Origin of the sequence: Acinetobacter nectaris CIP 110549, from assembly GCF_000488215.1 — a bacterium.
GTDB classification, from domain to species: domain Bacteria; phylum Pseudomonadota; class Gammaproteobacteria; order Pseudomonadales; family Moraxellaceae; genus Acinetobacter; species Acinetobacter nectaris.
Genome location: NZ_KI530712.1, coordinates 295,736 through 312,086 on the forward strand (window position 1 = coordinate 295,736; position 16,351 = coordinate 312,086).

Below are 16,351 nucleotides of genomic sequence, written 5' to 3' on the forward strand. Positions count from 1 at the left end.
ATCTGAATCTGAATCTGAATCTGAATCTGAATCTGAATCTGAATCTGAATCTGAATCTGAATCTGAATCTGAATCTGAAGAACCGCAATACGAAGATATAATTATAGGTGAAGAGCCTCAAAGAGAATTGCCTGTAGAGTCAGAATCGTTGTTAACTCCACAAGAAATTTTAAGCTTACCAAAGCAAATATTGGAAGGTGAGTGGAGCGTTGAAAAGTGGGAATACTGGTTCAGGCAAAGCGATTTATCTCCTGCTGTACAGGAGCTTGCGCAATATGGACTGATGTCGGGTGAGATTAATGGTGTTTGTGTATTCCATATTCCGCAAGAATATGAGCAGTTATTAAAGCAACAGCAACACAATTTAGAACAAGCACTTAAGAAAACGTGGGAAAATACTGCTTTATCCGTAAGGTATGAAGAAATATCAGAAGTGACACCCTTTATATTGCAGCATGAGAGAAAGGAAAAAGCATATAAACGTGCAGAAGTTATGCTTAGAGAAGAACCAGTTGTAAAGTCTTTACTTGAAACATTTGATGCTGATATTCACAATATTCATCTAAAAAGTGAAATATAAGTAACATTTATTAATTAAATCATAGATATACTGTGAATAAAATCAAATTAAGATGTTGAGGTTATGATGACTTATAAAGAACCTTATCGTATTTTATGCGTTTGTTTAGGTAATATTTGCCGCTCTCCCACAGCGGAGGTTGTACTACGGCATGTTGTTGAAAAAAATAACTTAAAAATTATTGTTGATTCGGCAGGTACAAGTAACTATCACATTGGGGATGCGCCAGATAGTCGTAGTCAATTACATGCAAAAAAGCGTGGGTATCATCTTTCTGCTTTACGTGGGCGACAGCTTGCGACGCGAGATTTTACTAAGTTTGATCTTATATTGGCTATGGACGAGCAAAATTTACAGCAAATTGAAAAGCTTAAAAGTATTGCAGAACAAGAGTTTGGTGCATCTGCATTAAAAGCTGAATTGGCTATGATGACAAGAGAAGATAAGTCTCAACATAATGTGGCAATTGCAGACCCATATTATGGGGTAGGTACAGGATTTGAAGATGTACTGGACCAGTGTGAATCGGCAAGTCATGCTTGGGTTAGTTACTTTCAGCAACACCACATTGGATAGATATTTTAGTGTTAAATATTAAATATGACTTTCAACTTAAAGGCTTAAATACACTAAATTTAAGTGCTGTTGCCGCGTATTTTATTGAAATTAATACGCAAACGGACTTAATTGATGCATTACAGTTTGCTAAGAAAGAAAGTACAGAGGTTGTTGTATTATCAGGTGGTAGTAATATGCTATTGCCTGAGTATTTAAATGCATGTGTTTTATATATCAATATTCAAGGTATACAGTGTATTGAAGAAGATGAAACAGATGTACTTGTTCAAGTTGGTGCAGGTCAGAATTGGCATGATTTTGTTTTGTATTCAACACAGCAAGAGTGGTATGGGCTACAAAACTTAGCTTTAATTCCCGGTAAGGTGGGTGCTGCACCTGTGCAAAATATTGGTGCATATGGTGTAGAAGTTGGTGAGTTCATTTCTTATGTTTCGGTATATGATTGTATCGAAAAAGAGTTTGTTACTTTATCTCGCAATGAATGTCATTTTGAATATCGCAATAGTATTTTTAAGCAGAATCAAAAAAGGTATATCATTGTTTCAGTGGTATTTAAACTGAAAAAAAATGTTGAATTGAAACTTGACTATGGTGATTTGGCAACAGCCGTTGGTGATAATAAAACACCAATGAACTTACAAGAACAGGTAATTCGTATTCGCCGTTCGAAATTGCCTGATCCTAAAGAGTACCCGAATGTTGGTAGCTTCTTTAAAAACCCGATTGTTAGTCATCAGCAGTTTATGCAAATGCATGAACACTTTCCAAACATGCCTCATTATACACAGGCGGATGGTCGTGTTAAGCTCGCTGCAGGTTGGTTGATAGATCAGGTTGGATGGAAAGGAAAACATTTAGGTAAGGTTGGGATGTTCGCTAAACAAGCATTGGTATTGGTGAATTATGCTGATGCAAACTTAGAAGAAGTTAAAGCAACATATACAGCGGTTCAAAATGATGTGCAACAAAAGTTTAATATATTATTAGAGCCCGAACCAATAATCTTTGAGGAAAATGGATTAGGCCATTTATAGATGGACGAGAATATGGCAAAAAAACAACCTTTTATGGTAAGGTTAGTGAAAATGATCGCGGTACTGGCAGTACTTCTCACAGCGTTCATTGTATTTATTTATACGCCATTTTATTCAAAAAGTATTTTATTTTTGCTTAATCATTTTGTGCCTATAGAGGTCAATATGGTTGCGGCAAAAAGTCAACAAATAGCCGCGTTGAGTGAGCATGATGATTTAGAGCCAGGGTCGCATTTATGGATTGCCCGTCAAGCATATTTAAAAATTCTACAAGAAACCGCGCAGAGAGAAGATGCAGCTAACTTAAACTTAGTTGAAGCAAGATACAAGATATTAGAACAACAGCTTCAGAAAAAGGAAGATGAAGATGAAACAGATGATGATGCGAGTGAGCCAGTAACTACAGAAAATAAAGCTTCATCAGAACCTGAGCCAAAGGCTGTGGAAAATATTGCTAATTTAAATGATTTAGATACCAATGTATTAATGCATAAATATAGCCAATTTTTAACAACGTACCCTGTAAAAGTAAATGATAAAGATCCAATAAGTCAGCAAGTTTCACAAGATTTACAGCAAGCGAATAGTGTTAGAGATGAGCAAAAAGCAGATGCTTCAAAACCTTCTGCAATTGTGGTACTTGGTGGCGGTTTGACTTTTGATCGTACAGCACGAAAAATTGTAGTGAATAATTATACAAGATTGCGTTTGGAAAAAACTTTAGAAGTCGAACAGCAAAACAATTTACCTATTGTACTCAGTGGCGTTGAAGCACCATATATGCAAATTTGGTTAAAAGACCATGGTGTAGATGCAAAGTTGCTTGAAAATAGAAGTATGAATACGTGCGAAAACTCAAGATTCAGTTCATTGCTTTTACAAAAGAAAGGTGGTGCACCACAAATCATGTTAGTGACAGATGAATATCATATGCCACGAACACGTCGACTTTTTGCCCAAAATGGAATCGCAACTATTCCTGTAGATGCACCAATGCCAACGGCTTTAACAAGTTGGAAACCTGCTTTGTCGAATTATGACCATAGCCGACGTGCAAATTATGAACTCTTGGCAACTATGCGTGATGTCATTTTTGGTACAAATGACTGCCGTGAGGTGCCTTAATGCCTGAGACACCATTTTTAACACCTACAGCATTAAAGCAACTTGATTTACCTATACCAAGTCGAGAAACAACACCTCATCAGTTGCAAGGGCTTAACTTATATAAGCCTTATAAGCCTGAGGGAGAGTTGCATTCATATCAGAAGCTGTATGGGTTGGACTTGTTAGATTGTTATTATTGGCAAGGATATATTCAGACTGAGCGCTTTAAGCTACATACTCAAGTATTTCAGCCAAAAGATATAGAGAGTCGTGGCACGATATTTTTGCTACATGGTTATTTAGAGCATAGTGGAATTTATCAACCTATTATTGAGGAAATACTATCTCAGGGCTTTAGTGTACTTACTTTTGACTTGCCCGGACATGGCTTAAGTAGTGGATCACCTGCCAATATTGAAAATTTTGATCATTATCAAGATGTATTGCATGCAGTCTATCGTTATGCAAGAAATGCCCCTCAACTTGTTAAACCATGGCTTGGTATTGGTCAAAGTACAGGTGGCGCAATTTTAATGCATCATATATTGGCATATGCAGAGCAACGGAAAAACCCTATTGTAGATAGAATACTATTATTATCTCCTTTATTGCGACCTGCAAAGTCTGCATGGTGGCATAACCCTTTGGGGTTAGGGATTATTCGTAGAATAAAAAAACAAGTACCAAGACATTTTAGACGAAATAATCATAATCCAGAGTTTCTGCGGTTTGTACGTTTAAAAGATCCTTTACAGCCTAAAATGATGGGAATGAATTGGATTTTAGCAATGTCTAAATGGATGCCAGTTATGGAAAGTCGTCCATCATGTCGCATTCCTGTGTGGATGGCACAAGGTGCTTTGGATCAGACTGTAGATTGGCGATATAACATTGAATTTGTTAGAAAAAAATTTAGACTGCAAACGCTACTTATTTTAGAAGAAGGATCTCATCAAGTCATTAATGAGCGTGAAGATATACGTGCTGCTTTAACGGGTCTTATTCCTGCATTTTTACATGCTAAGTCGACAGGTCATTATTACTAATATGCCATTTCCATAGTAGTTATGAAAATGGCAATGGCTTTTATTCTTCTTCAGACGAAGTAAGCATTAATATTGCATCATTAATGAGAGGTAATATATCTTCAAGCATGGTACTCGTGCTGAATACTTCTTCACTAAAGTAAATAATATCTCCATCTGCAATTTTCTTGAGAATAGGTGCAGTTTCAACTGCTATATTGAGGGGCTCACCATTTGCCCAAAACTTTAGCATGTTTTCTTGTGCTAAATAGAGTAGACGAGAAGCAGGCTCAAGTTGGATTGAGTAATCTGTATCTAACAAATCATTGAGGTCTTCTAGCTCAATTTCATCTGACTCAGGAATATTGTCTGGATATTTAGGTTCAGACATTAATGCCATAATTGCATGATCAAAATGATCAGCAGTCATAAGCTTTTCAAGAAGGTGTTTTTTTATTGATTGTCTTTCTTGAGCAGTTATTTCACCAATTGCATTTGGATGTTCACGAACTATATCTTGTATTGGATTTTTGAGGTAATCATTGTCTGCAAATTGGTCGCTTACGCGGTCAATTACACCTGCTAGGTTTGGCATGCGAAAACCAAATGAATACGTTAAGCATTCATCCTCTGCAACACCATAGTGTGATAGACCCGGTGGTACATAGAGCAAATCTCCCGGTGCAAGTATTTCATCAAAACTAATTTCCATCTCAGAGAGTAGTTTGAGTGGCTGACCTTCAATAAACTGAGTGTTTTCATTGCAGCGCTGACCCAACTGCCAACGACGATGTCCAAACCCTTGAACTAAAAATACATCATAAAAGTCAAAGTGTTTACCAACAGAGCCACCTTTAGGGGCATAAGAAACCATAATATCATCTCTACGCCATTGGGGTATAAAGTGAAACTTTTTCCATAGCTCTGCCAAGTCCATTGAATAGTGGTCTACAGCTTGAACAAGAAGTGTCCAATAGGGAGGGAGGTTTTTAAAATCATTTTCTTCAAGTGGAGATGACTTTACCTGCCACTGATCATGATTTTTTCCTGTTTGCTGAATAAGGCGAGCAGTAACCGTGTCTTCTAAAGCAAGAGATTGAATATCTTTAGGTTCAAGAAAAGTTGCAATTTCAGGAATAGCTTGTCGTACAAGAAGTGGTTTTTTTTGCCAATACTCACGAAGAAATTGTTCTGCGGTAATATTGCCTAAGACAGTAAGAGGTTGTGACATTTGAGACCTTGTGGTTTAAGGAATTTGAAAATTGAGTTGGCGCAATATTTGAGTAAGCTGAATAAGTGGAAGGCCCATAAGTGTTGTCTGGTCTTTACCTGTCATACTTTCAAATAATGAAATACCTAAGCTTTCACATTTAAAGCTACCCGCGCAGTGAAATGGTTGGTCTTTTTCAATATAACGTTCTATTTCTGCAAGAGAAAGTACTCTAAATTTTACTTCATAATGGGCTACAAGTGTGAAGTTTTGCTTTAGGGCCAAGCATTGAACGCTTAGACCTGTACTAAAACGTAAGGTTTTTCCTGAGTGCTGTTGTAGTTGCGCAATCGCATCGGCTTTATCTTTAGGTTTACCTAAAAATACATGAGGTGTTTCCGCATGCCATGCAACTTGGTCAGAGCCAACTACAATTGCTTCAGGGTAGTCTTTTGCGATAACAGCAGCTTTATCAAAAGCAAGGCGTTTGGCAAGCTCATCTGCATGTATTTCACCCTTAGGCGTTTCATCTATATCAGGGCTAATACTTTGATATGGTAAATGTAACCTATCCATAAGCGATTTGCGGGTCTGGCTACTTGAAGCAAGAATAATTTTTTGGCTCATGAAACTGAATATTCCATTAAAACATGCAGAGGGACATAGCTGAGTATAGATTGATGACAAGCATGTAATTTTAGTTTTGGCGCATGACCCAATTCATAGGCTTCTACCCAACGTTCTACACAAATACACCAAAAATCGCCGGGTTTTAGCCCCGGAAATTCTAGTTCAGGCAAGGGGGTAATTAAGTCATTACCAATTTTCTGAGAAAAATTCAGAAAATCTGATGTCATTTGTGCACATACAGTGTGTTGACCGAGGTCTGTAGATGCCGTATGACAAAACCCGTTACGAAAATAACCTGTAATTGGGTCAAAACAACAACTTGCGAGGGGTTCGCCAAATATATTTAAGCGATTAATTTTAGGATCTGGATGAATAGACATAAATATTCTGATTTAATAGGTGAAATTGTGAGTAAACAAAATTAGTTTTCTACATCTCTTATACTAAAGAAGCTAACGTTTTTAAATATCTTCGTCTAAGATATTGTTATTGAAAATAGTGAATAACACAAGGGAGCAATAAAATGACGTTTCAACGTATGACTGATCTTGATTTACAAGGAAAGCGTGTCCTTATTCGTGAAGACTTAAATGTACCTGTAAAAGGTGGGGAAATTACAAGCGATGCTCGCCTAAGAGCAGCATTACCAACAATTAAGTTGGCATTAGAAAAAGGTGCAGCAGTCATCGTATGTTCGCATTTAGGTCGCCCTGTAGAAGGTGAACCAAAAGCTGAGCAGTCTTTAGCGCCTGTGGCAAAATATCTTTCAGATGCTTTAGGTCAGACAGTTCAATTAGAAACTGATTATTTAAATGGTGTAGATGTAAAAACAGGTCAAGTGGTGTTGCTTGAAAATGTTCGTTTTAACCATGGTGAAAAGAAAAATACACCTGAGCTTGCAGAAAAATATGCAGCATTGTGCGATGTATTTGTTATGGATGCTTTCGGAACTGCGCACCGCGCTGAAGCATCTACAGAAGGTGTTGCACGCAAAGCACCGCTTGCAGTTGCAGGCCCTTTACTTGCTACAGAGTTAGATGCTTTAGGTCGTGCATTAAAGACTCCTGCAAAACCAATGGTTGCAATTGTTGCAGGTTCTAAAGTTTCTACCAAGTTAGATGTATTAAATTCACTTTCTACAGTATGTGACCAGCTTATAGTTGGTGGCGGTATTGCCAATACATTCTTAGCTGCTGCTGGATATAACGTTGGTAAGTCATTGTATGAAGCAGACTTGGTAGATACAGCAAAAAAAATTGCTGCAAAAGTTGATGTACCTTTACCAACCGATGTTGTTGTTGCTGATGCATCGAATATTGGTGAAGACTTTATGAGTTTTGTAAGTAATAGCCAAGCAGTTGTGAAAAAAGTTGCTGATGTGCAAGATACTGATATGATTCTTGATGTTGGGCCTGAAACTGCTGCGACATTTGCAAAATTGTTGCAAGAAGCAAAAACCATTTTATGGAATGGGCCTATAGGTGTATTTGAAGTTGATCAATTCGGAGAAGGAACAAAAGCATTGTCATTGGCAGTTGCTCAAAGTGATGCATTTTCAATTGCAGGCGGTGGTGATACTTTAGCTGCAATTGATAAATATAATGTTGCTTCTCATATTAGCTATATTTCAACAGGTGGCGGTGCATTCTTAGAGTTTGTAGAAGGAAAAACGCTACCTGCTGTTGCTGCTTTAATTGATCGTGCTTAATTGAGTTAAAAGGAGTATTTTTTGAAACAGTTACTTATTATTGCACTTGGATTAGTGACATTAGGTACATTTACTGCATGTAGTAAAAATGAAAATCATGCAGCTACTGAAAATAGTACAGCTGCGTCGGCAGTTTCTTCTGACACAAGCCCAGAGCAGCAAGCTAAAATAGATGCGATAGATAAGCCTGTATTAGATTCAAAAAATACAGATGTTCCTGCAAAATTACAATAAATTAAAAATTTTTTAAGAAAAACCTCGCAATTGCGGGGTTTTTTATGGGCTTGACTATTTAAAGTACTGTTTTGTTTCTAGTTGGCATGTAGAATACCGCACGCAAATTGGGGAGAGAGTTATGGCTTTGGTATCGTTACGTCAGTTGTTAGACCATGCAGCAGAGCATAGTTATGGTGTTCCAGCATTTAATGTAAATAATTTAGAGCAAATGCGTGCAATTATGCTTGCAGCAGATGCAACAAATTCACCTGTTATTGTTCAAGTATCTGCAGGTGCGAGAAAGTATGCAGGTTCGGCATTTCTACGTCATCTCATTGCAGCAGCAATTGAAGAATGGCCACATATTCCGATTGTAATGCATCAAGACCATGGTGTAAGCCCTGCGGTATGCCAACGCTCAATTCAGCTAGGCTTTAGCTCTGTAATGATGGATGGCTCGTTAAATACAGATGGTAAAACACCAACAAGTTATGATTATAATGTACAAGTGACACGCCAAGTTGTTGAAATGGCACATGCATGTGGCGTTTCAGTTGAAGGTGAAATTGGCTGCTTAGGAAGTTTAGAAAAACAAGCCAATGTAGATCATGGTCAACTTCTAACTTCTGTTGATGAAGCAAAACAATTTGTTGCAGACACTAATGTTGATGCACTTGCAATTGCTGTAGGTACTTCCCACGGTGCATATAAATTCACACGACCACCTACAGGCGATATTTTAGCGATTGAACGTATTAAAGAAATTCATGCTGCTTTACCAAATACTCATTTGGTGATGCATGGCTCTAGTTCAGTTCCTCAAGAATGGTTACAAGTCATTAATGCACATGGTGGTGCAATTGGCGAAACGTATGGTGTACCAGTCGATCAACTTGTTGATGCGATTAAACATGGTGTGCGTAAAATTAATATTGATACAGATTTACGTTTAGCATCTACAGGTGCAATTCGTCAGTTTATTGCAGAAAACCCAGCAGAATTTGATCCGCGCAAGTATTTTGCAAAAACGATTGATGCGATGAAAGAAGTATGTATTAGCCGTTATGAAGCATTTGGAACGGCTGGAAATGCAAGTAAAATTCGTCCAATTTCATTAGAAAAGATGGTTGAACGCTACTAATTATTTATCGTTTCAGATTAAGATAAAGCTCACGAAAGTGGGCTTTATTCATTTATGGGGGTACGAATTGATTTTTATTTTATTTGCAGCACTATGTAGCGTTGCAGTTTCAGTTGTACTGAAGCGTTTAACAATGGCTGGGTTCAATTCACTTGCAATGGTTGTGTGGAATTATGCGAGTGCCAGTATCCTATGTTTTTTATGGTTTAAACCTGCCTTATTTAATATACATTTTGAACAAGTCCCTTGGTGGCTTATTGTCATACTTGGTATTGTATTACCGAGTATATTCTTAGCATTATCGCGTGCTTTGACCTATGCAGGGATTGTAAAAACAGAAATTGCGCAACGGTTATCTGCCATATTATCTATTATTGCAGCATATTTTATATTCCATGAGCAGTTTTCAACATCAAAAATATTTGGTGTGGTACTTGGTTTAGTTGCTGTGAGTCTACTTATTTTAAGCCGCGGAAATATTGAAAATAAAGTAATTCATAAAAAAGCAGTATTTTCATTATTGAGTGTATGGGTTGGGTATGCACTTGTAGATATTTTACTAAAATATAATAGTAGTTTAGGGCAGGGGTTCGCCCAAAGTTTAAACTTAATCTTTATTACAGCTTTTATTTTTTCCTTGGTTTATGGATTAATTAAGCAAAAAAGCATCCTTTGGAAAAGAAAGAATATTTGTGCAGGGTTATTTCTAGGAGTACTGAATTTTGCAAATATTGCGTTATATGTAAATGCACATATTGCTTTAAAAAGCTCGCCTGCAATTGTTTTTGCGGCAATGAATATTTTTGTCGTTATATTTGGCATTTTAAGTGGTGTTATTTTATTTAAAGAAAAAATGAACCTGAAAATGCTATGTAGCCTCGTTCTGGCTTTGGGTGCAGTATTATGTTTAATGAATGCAATGTAGTAGGAGAGTGACTACGTTCTTCTGTAGTCACTCAAGTGATCACTTATAAATGTGTAAAGACAGCATCATGTGGTAGGCGTGACTTCTTAAGTGTAGCATTGAAGTCATTTTCACTTCGATAACCTAGTGAGACAACAACTAAGCTTTGTAAGCCTTTTTCTTTTAATGAAAATGCTTGATCAAATGCTTCTGTATCAAAACCTTCCATAGCTGTTGAATCTATACCTTCAGCAGCAACGCTAAGTAAGAATTGTCCAAGCGCAATATAAGTTTGTCGAATAAGCCAGTCGGGAATAGATTTCTTCTTAACATATCCTGCACGTAGTGCTGCTTGTGAAGTACGTGTCTCTTCATCTTTAAAGCGACCGACTGCATCGTCAGATTTAAGCAATGCTTCTAAATGTTCATGACTAATATCGGTCTTAGTACAGAACACAACGCTATGAGATGATTCTAAAACTTTTGTTGCATTATAGCTAAAGTTTCCAGGCATCGTTTCTGCAACACGTGCTTTCGCCTCATCACTTTCAATGACGAAGAAATGCCAAGGCTGAATATTTACAGATGATGGGGTAAGTTGAAGTATTTCTAGGAGTTTATTTAAAGTCTCTTGCGGAATCTTTTTTTCTGGATCATATGCTTTTGTTGTGTAGCGAGTTTGTGCAACTTTAAGTATATCCATGTGAACGCACCAAAGTGGTATAAAGAGTTAAATTTAGTATAGACACTTCATTTTGAATAAAAAGATCATTTTACAATTCATATACTTATTGTTTCTCAGCTTAAAACTGAAAAATTTTCTAAAGTAGAAAAAATGATTTAGTTATTCAAAAATCGTCATTAGACATACACATACGTGCTCTGACTAAGCATGCTAATATGTTTGCCTTAAAATTTCCGTTTAGCTGGGTATATCAATGACTGAGGAAAGATTAACTCACCTTAAACAGCTTGAAGCTGAAAGTATTCATATTATTCGAGAAGTGGCTGCGGAATTTGAAAATCCCGTTATGCTTTACTCTATCGGTAAAGATTCTGCGGTGATGTTACATTTGGCAATGAAAGCCTTTTACCCTGCCAAGCTTCCATTTCCATTAATGCATGTTAATACAGGATGGAAATTTAAGGACATGATTAAGTTCCGTGATGACATGGTACAAAAACATGGCCTTGAACTGATCGAACATAAGAACCTTGAAGGAATGGCACAAAATATTAATCCATTCGATCATGGTAGTTCTAAATATACTGACATTATGAAAACGCAAGCCTTAAAGCAAGCTTTAGATAAGTATCAGTTTGATGCAGCATTTGGTGGTGCACGCCGTGATGAAGAAAAGTCGCGTGCAAAAGAGCGTGTTTATTCATTCCGTGACAATAAGCACCGTTGGGACCCTAAAAACCAACGTCCAGAATTATGGAATATTTATAATGGTAAAGTGAATAAGGGCGAGAGTATTCGTGTATTTCCTTTATCGAATTGGACAGAGCTTGATATTTGGCAATACATCTATCTTGAACAAATTCCAATTGTACCGCTTTATTTCTCTGCGAAACGTCCTGTTGTAGAACGTGATGGTACGCTCATTATGATTGATGATGAACGGTTCCCATTGCGCGCAGGTGAAGTGCCTGAAATGAAATCAGTACGTTTTCGTACGCTAGGTTGCTACCCTTTAACAGGTGCAGTGCAATCTACAGCAGATACTTTGCCTGAAATTATTCAAGAGATGTTACTTACAACAAGCTCAGAACGACAAGGCCGTATGATTGACCACGATGAAGCAGGGTCAATGGAAAAGAAAAAGCAAGAAGGTTATTTCTAATTTAGTGGAGTAAATACATGTCTCATCAATCCGAGCTCATTAGCCAGGATATTTTGGCATACTTAAAACAACATGAGCAAAAAGATCTTCTCCGCTTTTTAACATGCGGTAATGTTGATGATGGTAAAAGTACATTAATTGGTCGATTGCTGCATGACTCTAAAATGATCTATGAAGATCAATTAGAAGCAGTAAAACGTGATAGTAAAAAATCAGGTACACAAGGTGAGAAAGTAGACCTTGCACTACTTGTAGATGGTTTGCAAGCAGAACGCGAGCAAGGTATTACCATTGACGTTGCATATCGTTATTTTTCAACAGATAAGCGTAAGTTTATTATTGCCGATACACCAGGGCATGAACAATATACACGCAATATGGCAACGGGCGCATCTACATGTGACCTTGCTGTTATTTTAATTGATGCACGTTATGGTGTGCAGACACAAACACGCCGTCATACATTTATCTCTGCGTTATTGGGTATTCGTAATATTGTTGTTGCGATTAACAAAATGGATTTAATTGAATTTTCTGAAGAAAAGTTCAATCAAATTCGTCAAGATTATGAAGAATTCATTACTCATTTAGGTAACCGTCAGCCGACCAATATCCATTTTGTGCCAATTTCAGCATTAAATGGTGACAATGTTGTGAATGCTTCTGAGCATACACCTTGGTATCAAGGTCAGACGCTGATGAAAATCTTAGAAACGATTGATATTGAACGTGAGACAGAACATCAAGACTTTAGATTCCCTGTACAATATGTAAACCGTCCAAACTTAGACTTTCGTGGTTTTGCGGGCACAATTGCACTGGGTCGTGTTGCTGTAAATGACGAGATTATTGTATTGCCATCGGGCAAGCGCAGCCGTGTTAAAGAAATTGTCACATATGATGGTAATTTAGAAAAAGCGGTTGTGGGGCAGGCAGTCACACTAACACTTCAAGATGAAATTGATGTGAGCCGTGGTGATTTAATTGCGCACCCAAGCGCACTCCCTCAGCAATCGCGCGCTGTCAGAGCAACTGTTGTATGGATGGCAGAGCAACCTCTTGTTGCAGGCAAACTATATAATGTGAAAGTAGGAACACAGAGTGTACCTGCAAAAGTAAGTCTGATTAATCATACCATTGATGTAAATACCTTAGAACAAGGGCAAGTTGAACAAGCCTTAGAGCTTAATGGGATTGCTGATGTAACGGTTGAATTTGACCGCCCAATTGTTTTTGATGATTATAAAGACAGCCGCTTTACAGGTAGCTTTATCTTTATTGATCGTTTAACCAACGTAACTGTTGGCGCTGCGATGATTGAAGACACGGCTCAACTAAGTGTGACAAAGCAAGCAGTTACTGTAGATGAGCGTGCAGCAAGACTAGGACAAAAGCCTGCTGTTGTTGCGATCTCTAAAGGTGCGTTTTCTCATAAGCTAGAGTTAGAGCGTGCCTTACTTACAGATGGTATAGTTTCTCTTGCTAACAATAGCCTAAGTAGTCATGAAATTAAATTGTTAAAAGAAACAGGTATTCTACTTATTGTTGGGGAGTCACAAAAAGAAGATGCTGATGTCTTTATAGATTTAGACCAACTTGACGATCTGGTCGTCAAAATTAAAAGTTTTGTGCAGTTATAAGTTTTGAAGAGAGCCCAACATATGTTGGGCTTTTTATTAAATAATACTGAGGATTAAATAAATATGCCAAATCTTACTTTAGAATATACGGGAAATTTAGATATAGATACTCAAGAGTTACTCCTTGAGCTGCATCAAGTTTTATTTGACTCAAAGCTATTTGAATATAAACATGATATAAAATCTAGAGCAATTCAGTTTGATGAGTTTCTCATTGGAGATGGTCATGAAAAAAATGCATTTATACATCTAAAAGTATGCGTGCTTACAGGTAGAACAACAGCGCAATTACAAAAACTAAATGAAGCATTGCTCCAAACTATTAAAGATAATCAGGCATTTATACATGCAGATATGCTTAAAGAAATCCATCTTTCTGTAGAAGTAATAGAAATGAATAGAGAAATATATAGAAAATTTGCATTTTCTAAATCGTAAATCTCAATCTGTGATACTAAATGGAATCAATTATATTTATGATATAATATTGTAAAAATTCCATTCAGGCACGATTTATGAAGCATGTTATGCAACAAATGCATTGGCATTTATGGGGATGCGCTTTGGTTTCAATAGGCTCAATTACAATGAGTCATGCAAATGCAGCAGATGTTGAAAAATTATCTACAATTACAATTAAAAGCGAACCATCTTCTACATATCGTGCCTCTTCAACAGACATTACTGGCTATGATGGTCAGAAAATTAGCCAAATTCCTGCATCTATCTCTTCAATTACGAGTGCGGTACTTACAGACCAACATGCAAAACTTTTAACAGATGTTGTTAAAAATGATGCCAGTGTTGGAGATGGCTATGCTGCGATAGGTTATTACCCAAACTTTATGGTTCGAGGGTTTGCACTTGATACAGCATCAAGTTATTTAATTAATGGTAATGTAGTTCGTGGTGAACAAAATATTGCGTTAGAAAATAAGCAAAGTGTAGAAATTTTAAAAGGAATTTCTGCTTTACAAAGTGGTATGTCTACACCTGGCGGTGTAATCAACTTCGTGACAAAACGTCCTGCAGATGTACATACCTTAACGTTTGATTTAGATCAATATGGAGATAAGACAGTCTCGACAGATTTGGGTGGATTTATTGGGAAAAACCGTCAGGTTGGCTATCGAATTAATCTTGCGCATGAAGATATTAAACCATATGTCGATCATGCAAATGGTCAACGTTACTTCGGTTCTGTGGCGTTAGATTGGAATATCAATGACAAATCAAAACTTGAGTTTAACTTAGAGGCTCAGTCACAAAAACAGCGTTCTGTACCTGGCTATCAACTTCTCGACGCAAAAGCAGTACCACAAAATGTAGATTGGTCGAGATTATTGGGCTATCAGAGTTGGAGTAGTCCCGTAACCAATAAAAGCTTAAATACAGATATTACGTATCGTTATACTTTTAATCCTAAATGGAATATGAGTCTAACTGCATCGCATAGTCGTGTTGCAATTGATGATTACTCAGCATTTCCTTATGGTTGCTATGCAGACACATGTAAGTATACAGGTTTAGGCAATACCTTTGACCAAAATGGAAATTATGATATTTATGATTATCGTGACCCAAATGATGCGCGAATCACAGACCAATTTAAACTGCACTTAAATGGTGAGTTTGAAACAGGGTTATTCAAACATCAGTTACGTACAGAAATTGCAGAAACCAATAAAAATAGAACACGTGTGCCGGGGCTTAACCAGTCCGTAGGTACAAGTAATATTTATACAGATACAGTAGACCTCTCACCGGTTGCTGATGCAAATTTAGGTTATAGATATACTGCATTAAAAAGCCATCAACAAAGTATTTTTGTTTCTGACCTCGTAAATCTAAATAATCAGTGGTCTGTGCTACTAGGTACAAAATGGCTGCATTTAAATGAGCAGAGTTATAATAAAGATGCTGTACTTTCACGAAATACACATTTAAGTAAGTTTTTGCCACAAGCTGCTTTAATGTATCAGCCATTTGAAAATACAGCGATTTATACCAGTTATGCCAAAGGCTTATCAGATGGGGGTGATGCACCATGGTATGCTGAAAATGCGAGTGTTACGCTAGCGCCAAGAAGTTCGACGCAATATGAGATTGGTCTTAAACAGCAGATACATCAATTTTTATTTACGGCAGCAGTATTTGATTTAAAACAAGATAATCAATACGCAATTTCAATGCCTTCAGATGCAAGTAAATTTATTTTTGTACAAGAGGGGAAACAGCATAACCAAGGTGTAGAGCTTGGCCTAAATGGTGCTCTAACAGATCGTTTAGATATGCTGACAAGTTTGAGTTATATTCGTGCAAGATTAGATCATGTCTCTGATGTCAGCTATGTAGGGCATCAGGTACAAAATAGTCCGACATGGCGCTTTAGTGGCTATCTATCGTATAAACCACCTGTACTGAATGATCAATTAAGATTACTGGCAGGTATGCAAGCAAGTTCAAGTAAGTATGCAAATAGAGCGGGAACTGTAAAAGTTGCAGGCTATAGTATTTTTAATGTGGGTGTAGCATATCATCTACCAATTGCAGGTTATGACACAGATATTCGCTTAAATATTAATAATGTGATGAATACTAAATACTGGCGTGATGTTGGTGGCTTCATGGGAGATGATTACTTATTCTTAGGTAATCCAAGAACGGCGCAGCTATCGGCAACCATACATTTTTAAAAACGAAAAAACGGCGTATTTAAAATATACGCCG

17 protein-coding genes are annotated in these 16,351 nt (G+C 37.2%); 13 read left to right on the forward strand and 4 right to left on the reverse strand.

Going from position 1 to position 16,351, the window contains the following annotated elements; translation table 11 throughout:
* From P256_RS01545 to P256_RS01565, 5 genes are all read left to right on the forward strand, one after another.
* On the forward strand, positions 1 to 580 hold a 580-nt coding region (locus P256_RS01545), incomplete at its 5' end, for a DNA polymerase III subunit gamma/tau C-terminal domain-containing protein (RefSeq protein WP_023271920.1).
* A 66-nt stretch (positions 581 to 646) separates the two neighbouring features.
* Complete coding sequence (locus tag P256_RS01550; RefSeq protein WP_023271921.1) at positions 647 to 1,156, forward strand: low molecular weight protein-tyrosine-phosphatase; 510 nt, start codon at positions 647 to 649, stop codon at positions 1,154 to 1,156.
* 8 nt (positions 1,157 to 1,164) lie between these two features.
* A complete protein-coding gene (murB, locus tag P256_RS01555; RefSeq protein ID WP_023271922.1) occupies positions 1,165 to 2,193 on the forward strand; it encodes a UDP-N-acetylmuramate dehydrogenase in 1,029 nt (342 codons plus the stop codon).
* A 12-nt stretch (positions 2,194 to 2,205) separates the two neighbouring features.
* Positions 2,206 to 3,318, forward strand: coding sequence for a YdcF family protein (locus tag P256_RS01560; RefSeq protein WP_040331726.1), 1,113 nt, complete (start codon positions 2,206 to 2,208; stop codon positions 3,316 to 3,318).
* Positions 3,318 to 4,346, forward strand: coding sequence for an alpha/beta hydrolase (locus P256_RS01565; protein WP_023271924.1), 1,029 nt, complete (start codon positions 3,318 to 3,320; stop codon positions 4,344 to 4,346). The genes P256_RS01560 and P256_RS01565 overlap by 1 nt, the downstream gene beginning before the upstream one ends.
* A gap of 40 nt (positions 4,347 to 4,386) precedes the next feature.
* Here the strand turns inward: P256_RS01565 and P256_RS01570 are convergent, their stop codons facing one another.
* From P256_RS01570 to P256_RS01580, 3 genes are read right to left on the reverse strand one after another with little or no spacing between them, the layout of a single operon-like run.
* Positions 4,387 to 5,556: a ribosomal protein uL16 3-hydroxylase gene (locus P256_RS01570; protein ID WP_023271925.1), complete on the reverse strand. Its 1,170-nt coding sequence runs from the start codon at positions 5,554 to 5,556 to the stop codon at positions 4,387 to 4,389.
* A gap of 15 nt (positions 5,557 to 5,571) precedes the next feature.
* Positions 5,572 to 6,162 carry a Maf family protein gene (locus P256_RS01575; RefSeq protein WP_023271926.1) on the reverse strand — a complete coding sequence of 197 codons (591 nt, stop codon included), beginning with the start codon at positions 6,160 to 6,162 and terminating at the stop codon, positions 5,572 to 5,574.
* Positions 6,159 to 6,545, reverse strand: a complete 387-nt coding sequence (locus tag P256_RS01580) for a DUF2237 family protein (protein WP_023271927.1) — start codon at positions 6,543 to 6,545, stop codon at positions 6,159 to 6,161. Before P256_RS01580 ends, P256_RS01575 begins: the two co-directional genes overlap by 4 nt.
* A 143-nt stretch (positions 6,546 to 6,688) precedes the next feature.
* Between P256_RS01580 and P256_RS01585 the strand changes: the two genes are divergently transcribed.
* The 4 genes from P256_RS01585 (at position 6,689) to P256_RS01600 (ending at position 10,155) form a co-directional block, all read left to right on the forward strand.
* A complete protein-coding gene (locus P256_RS01585) occupies positions 6,689 to 7,873 on the forward strand; it encodes a phosphoglycerate kinase (protein ID WP_023271928.1) in 1,185 nt (394 codons plus the stop codon).
* A 21-nt stretch (positions 7,874 to 7,894) separates the two neighbouring features.
* Positions 7,895 to 8,107, forward strand: coding sequence for a hypothetical protein (locus tag P256_RS01590; protein ID WP_023271929.1), 213 nt, complete (start codon positions 7,895 to 7,897; stop codon positions 8,105 to 8,107).
* 121 nt (positions 8,108 to 8,228) lie between these two features.
* Positions 8,229 to 9,230, forward strand: coding sequence for a class II fructose-bisphosphate aldolase (gene fba, locus P256_RS01595; protein ID WP_023271930.1), 1,002 nt, complete (start codon positions 8,229 to 8,231; stop codon positions 9,228 to 9,230).
* A gap of 67 nt (positions 9,231 to 9,297) precedes the next feature.
* A complete protein-coding gene (locus P256_RS01600) occupies positions 9,298 to 10,155 on the forward strand; it encodes a DMT family transporter (protein ID WP_040331727.1) in 858 nt (285 codons plus the stop codon).
* A 43-nt stretch (positions 10,156 to 10,198) separates the two neighbouring features.
* Here P256_RS01600 and nfsB read toward each other — a convergent pair whose 3' ends face one another.
* Positions 10,199 to 10,837 (reverse strand): oxygen-insensitive NAD(P)H nitroreductase, encoded by a 639-nt coding sequence (nfsB, locus tag P256_RS01605; protein WP_023271932.1) that lies wholly within the window; start codon positions 10,835 to 10,837, stop codon positions 10,199 to 10,201.
* Between the two features lie 235 nt (positions 10,838 to 11,072).
* Here nfsB and cysD point away from each other — a divergent pair, with 235 nt between their 5' ends.
* The 4 genes from cysD to P256_RS01625 all read left to right on the forward strand — a co-directional run bounded on the left by cysD (position 11,073) and on the right by P256_RS01625 (position 16,317).
* A complete protein-coding gene (cysD, locus tag P256_RS01610; RefSeq protein WP_023271933.1) occupies positions 11,073 to 11,981 on the forward strand; it encodes a sulfate adenylyltransferase subunit CysD in 909 nt (302 codons plus the stop codon).
* A 17-nt stretch (positions 11,982 to 11,998) separates the two neighbouring features.
* Positions 11,999 to 13,621, forward strand: a complete 1,623-nt coding sequence (cysN, locus tag P256_RS01615) for a sulfate adenylyltransferase subunit CysN (protein ID WP_023271934.1) — start codon at positions 11,999 to 12,001, stop codon at positions 13,619 to 13,621.
* Positions 13,622 to 13,684: 63 nt separating this feature from the next.
* Positions 13,685 to 14,059 carry a 5-carboxymethyl-2-hydroxymuconate Delta-isomerase gene (locus tag P256_RS01620; protein ID WP_023271935.1) on the forward strand — a complete coding sequence of 125 codons (375 nt, stop codon included), beginning with the start codon at positions 13,685 to 13,687 and terminating at the stop codon, positions 14,057 to 14,059.
* Between the two features lie 89 nt (positions 14,060 to 14,148).
* Positions 14,149 to 16,317, forward strand: coding sequence for a TonB-dependent siderophore receptor (locus P256_RS01625; RefSeq protein ID WP_040331728.1), 2,169 nt, complete (start codon positions 14,149 to 14,151; stop codon positions 16,315 to 16,317).
* Positions 16,318 to 16,351: the final 34 nt, after the last annotated feature.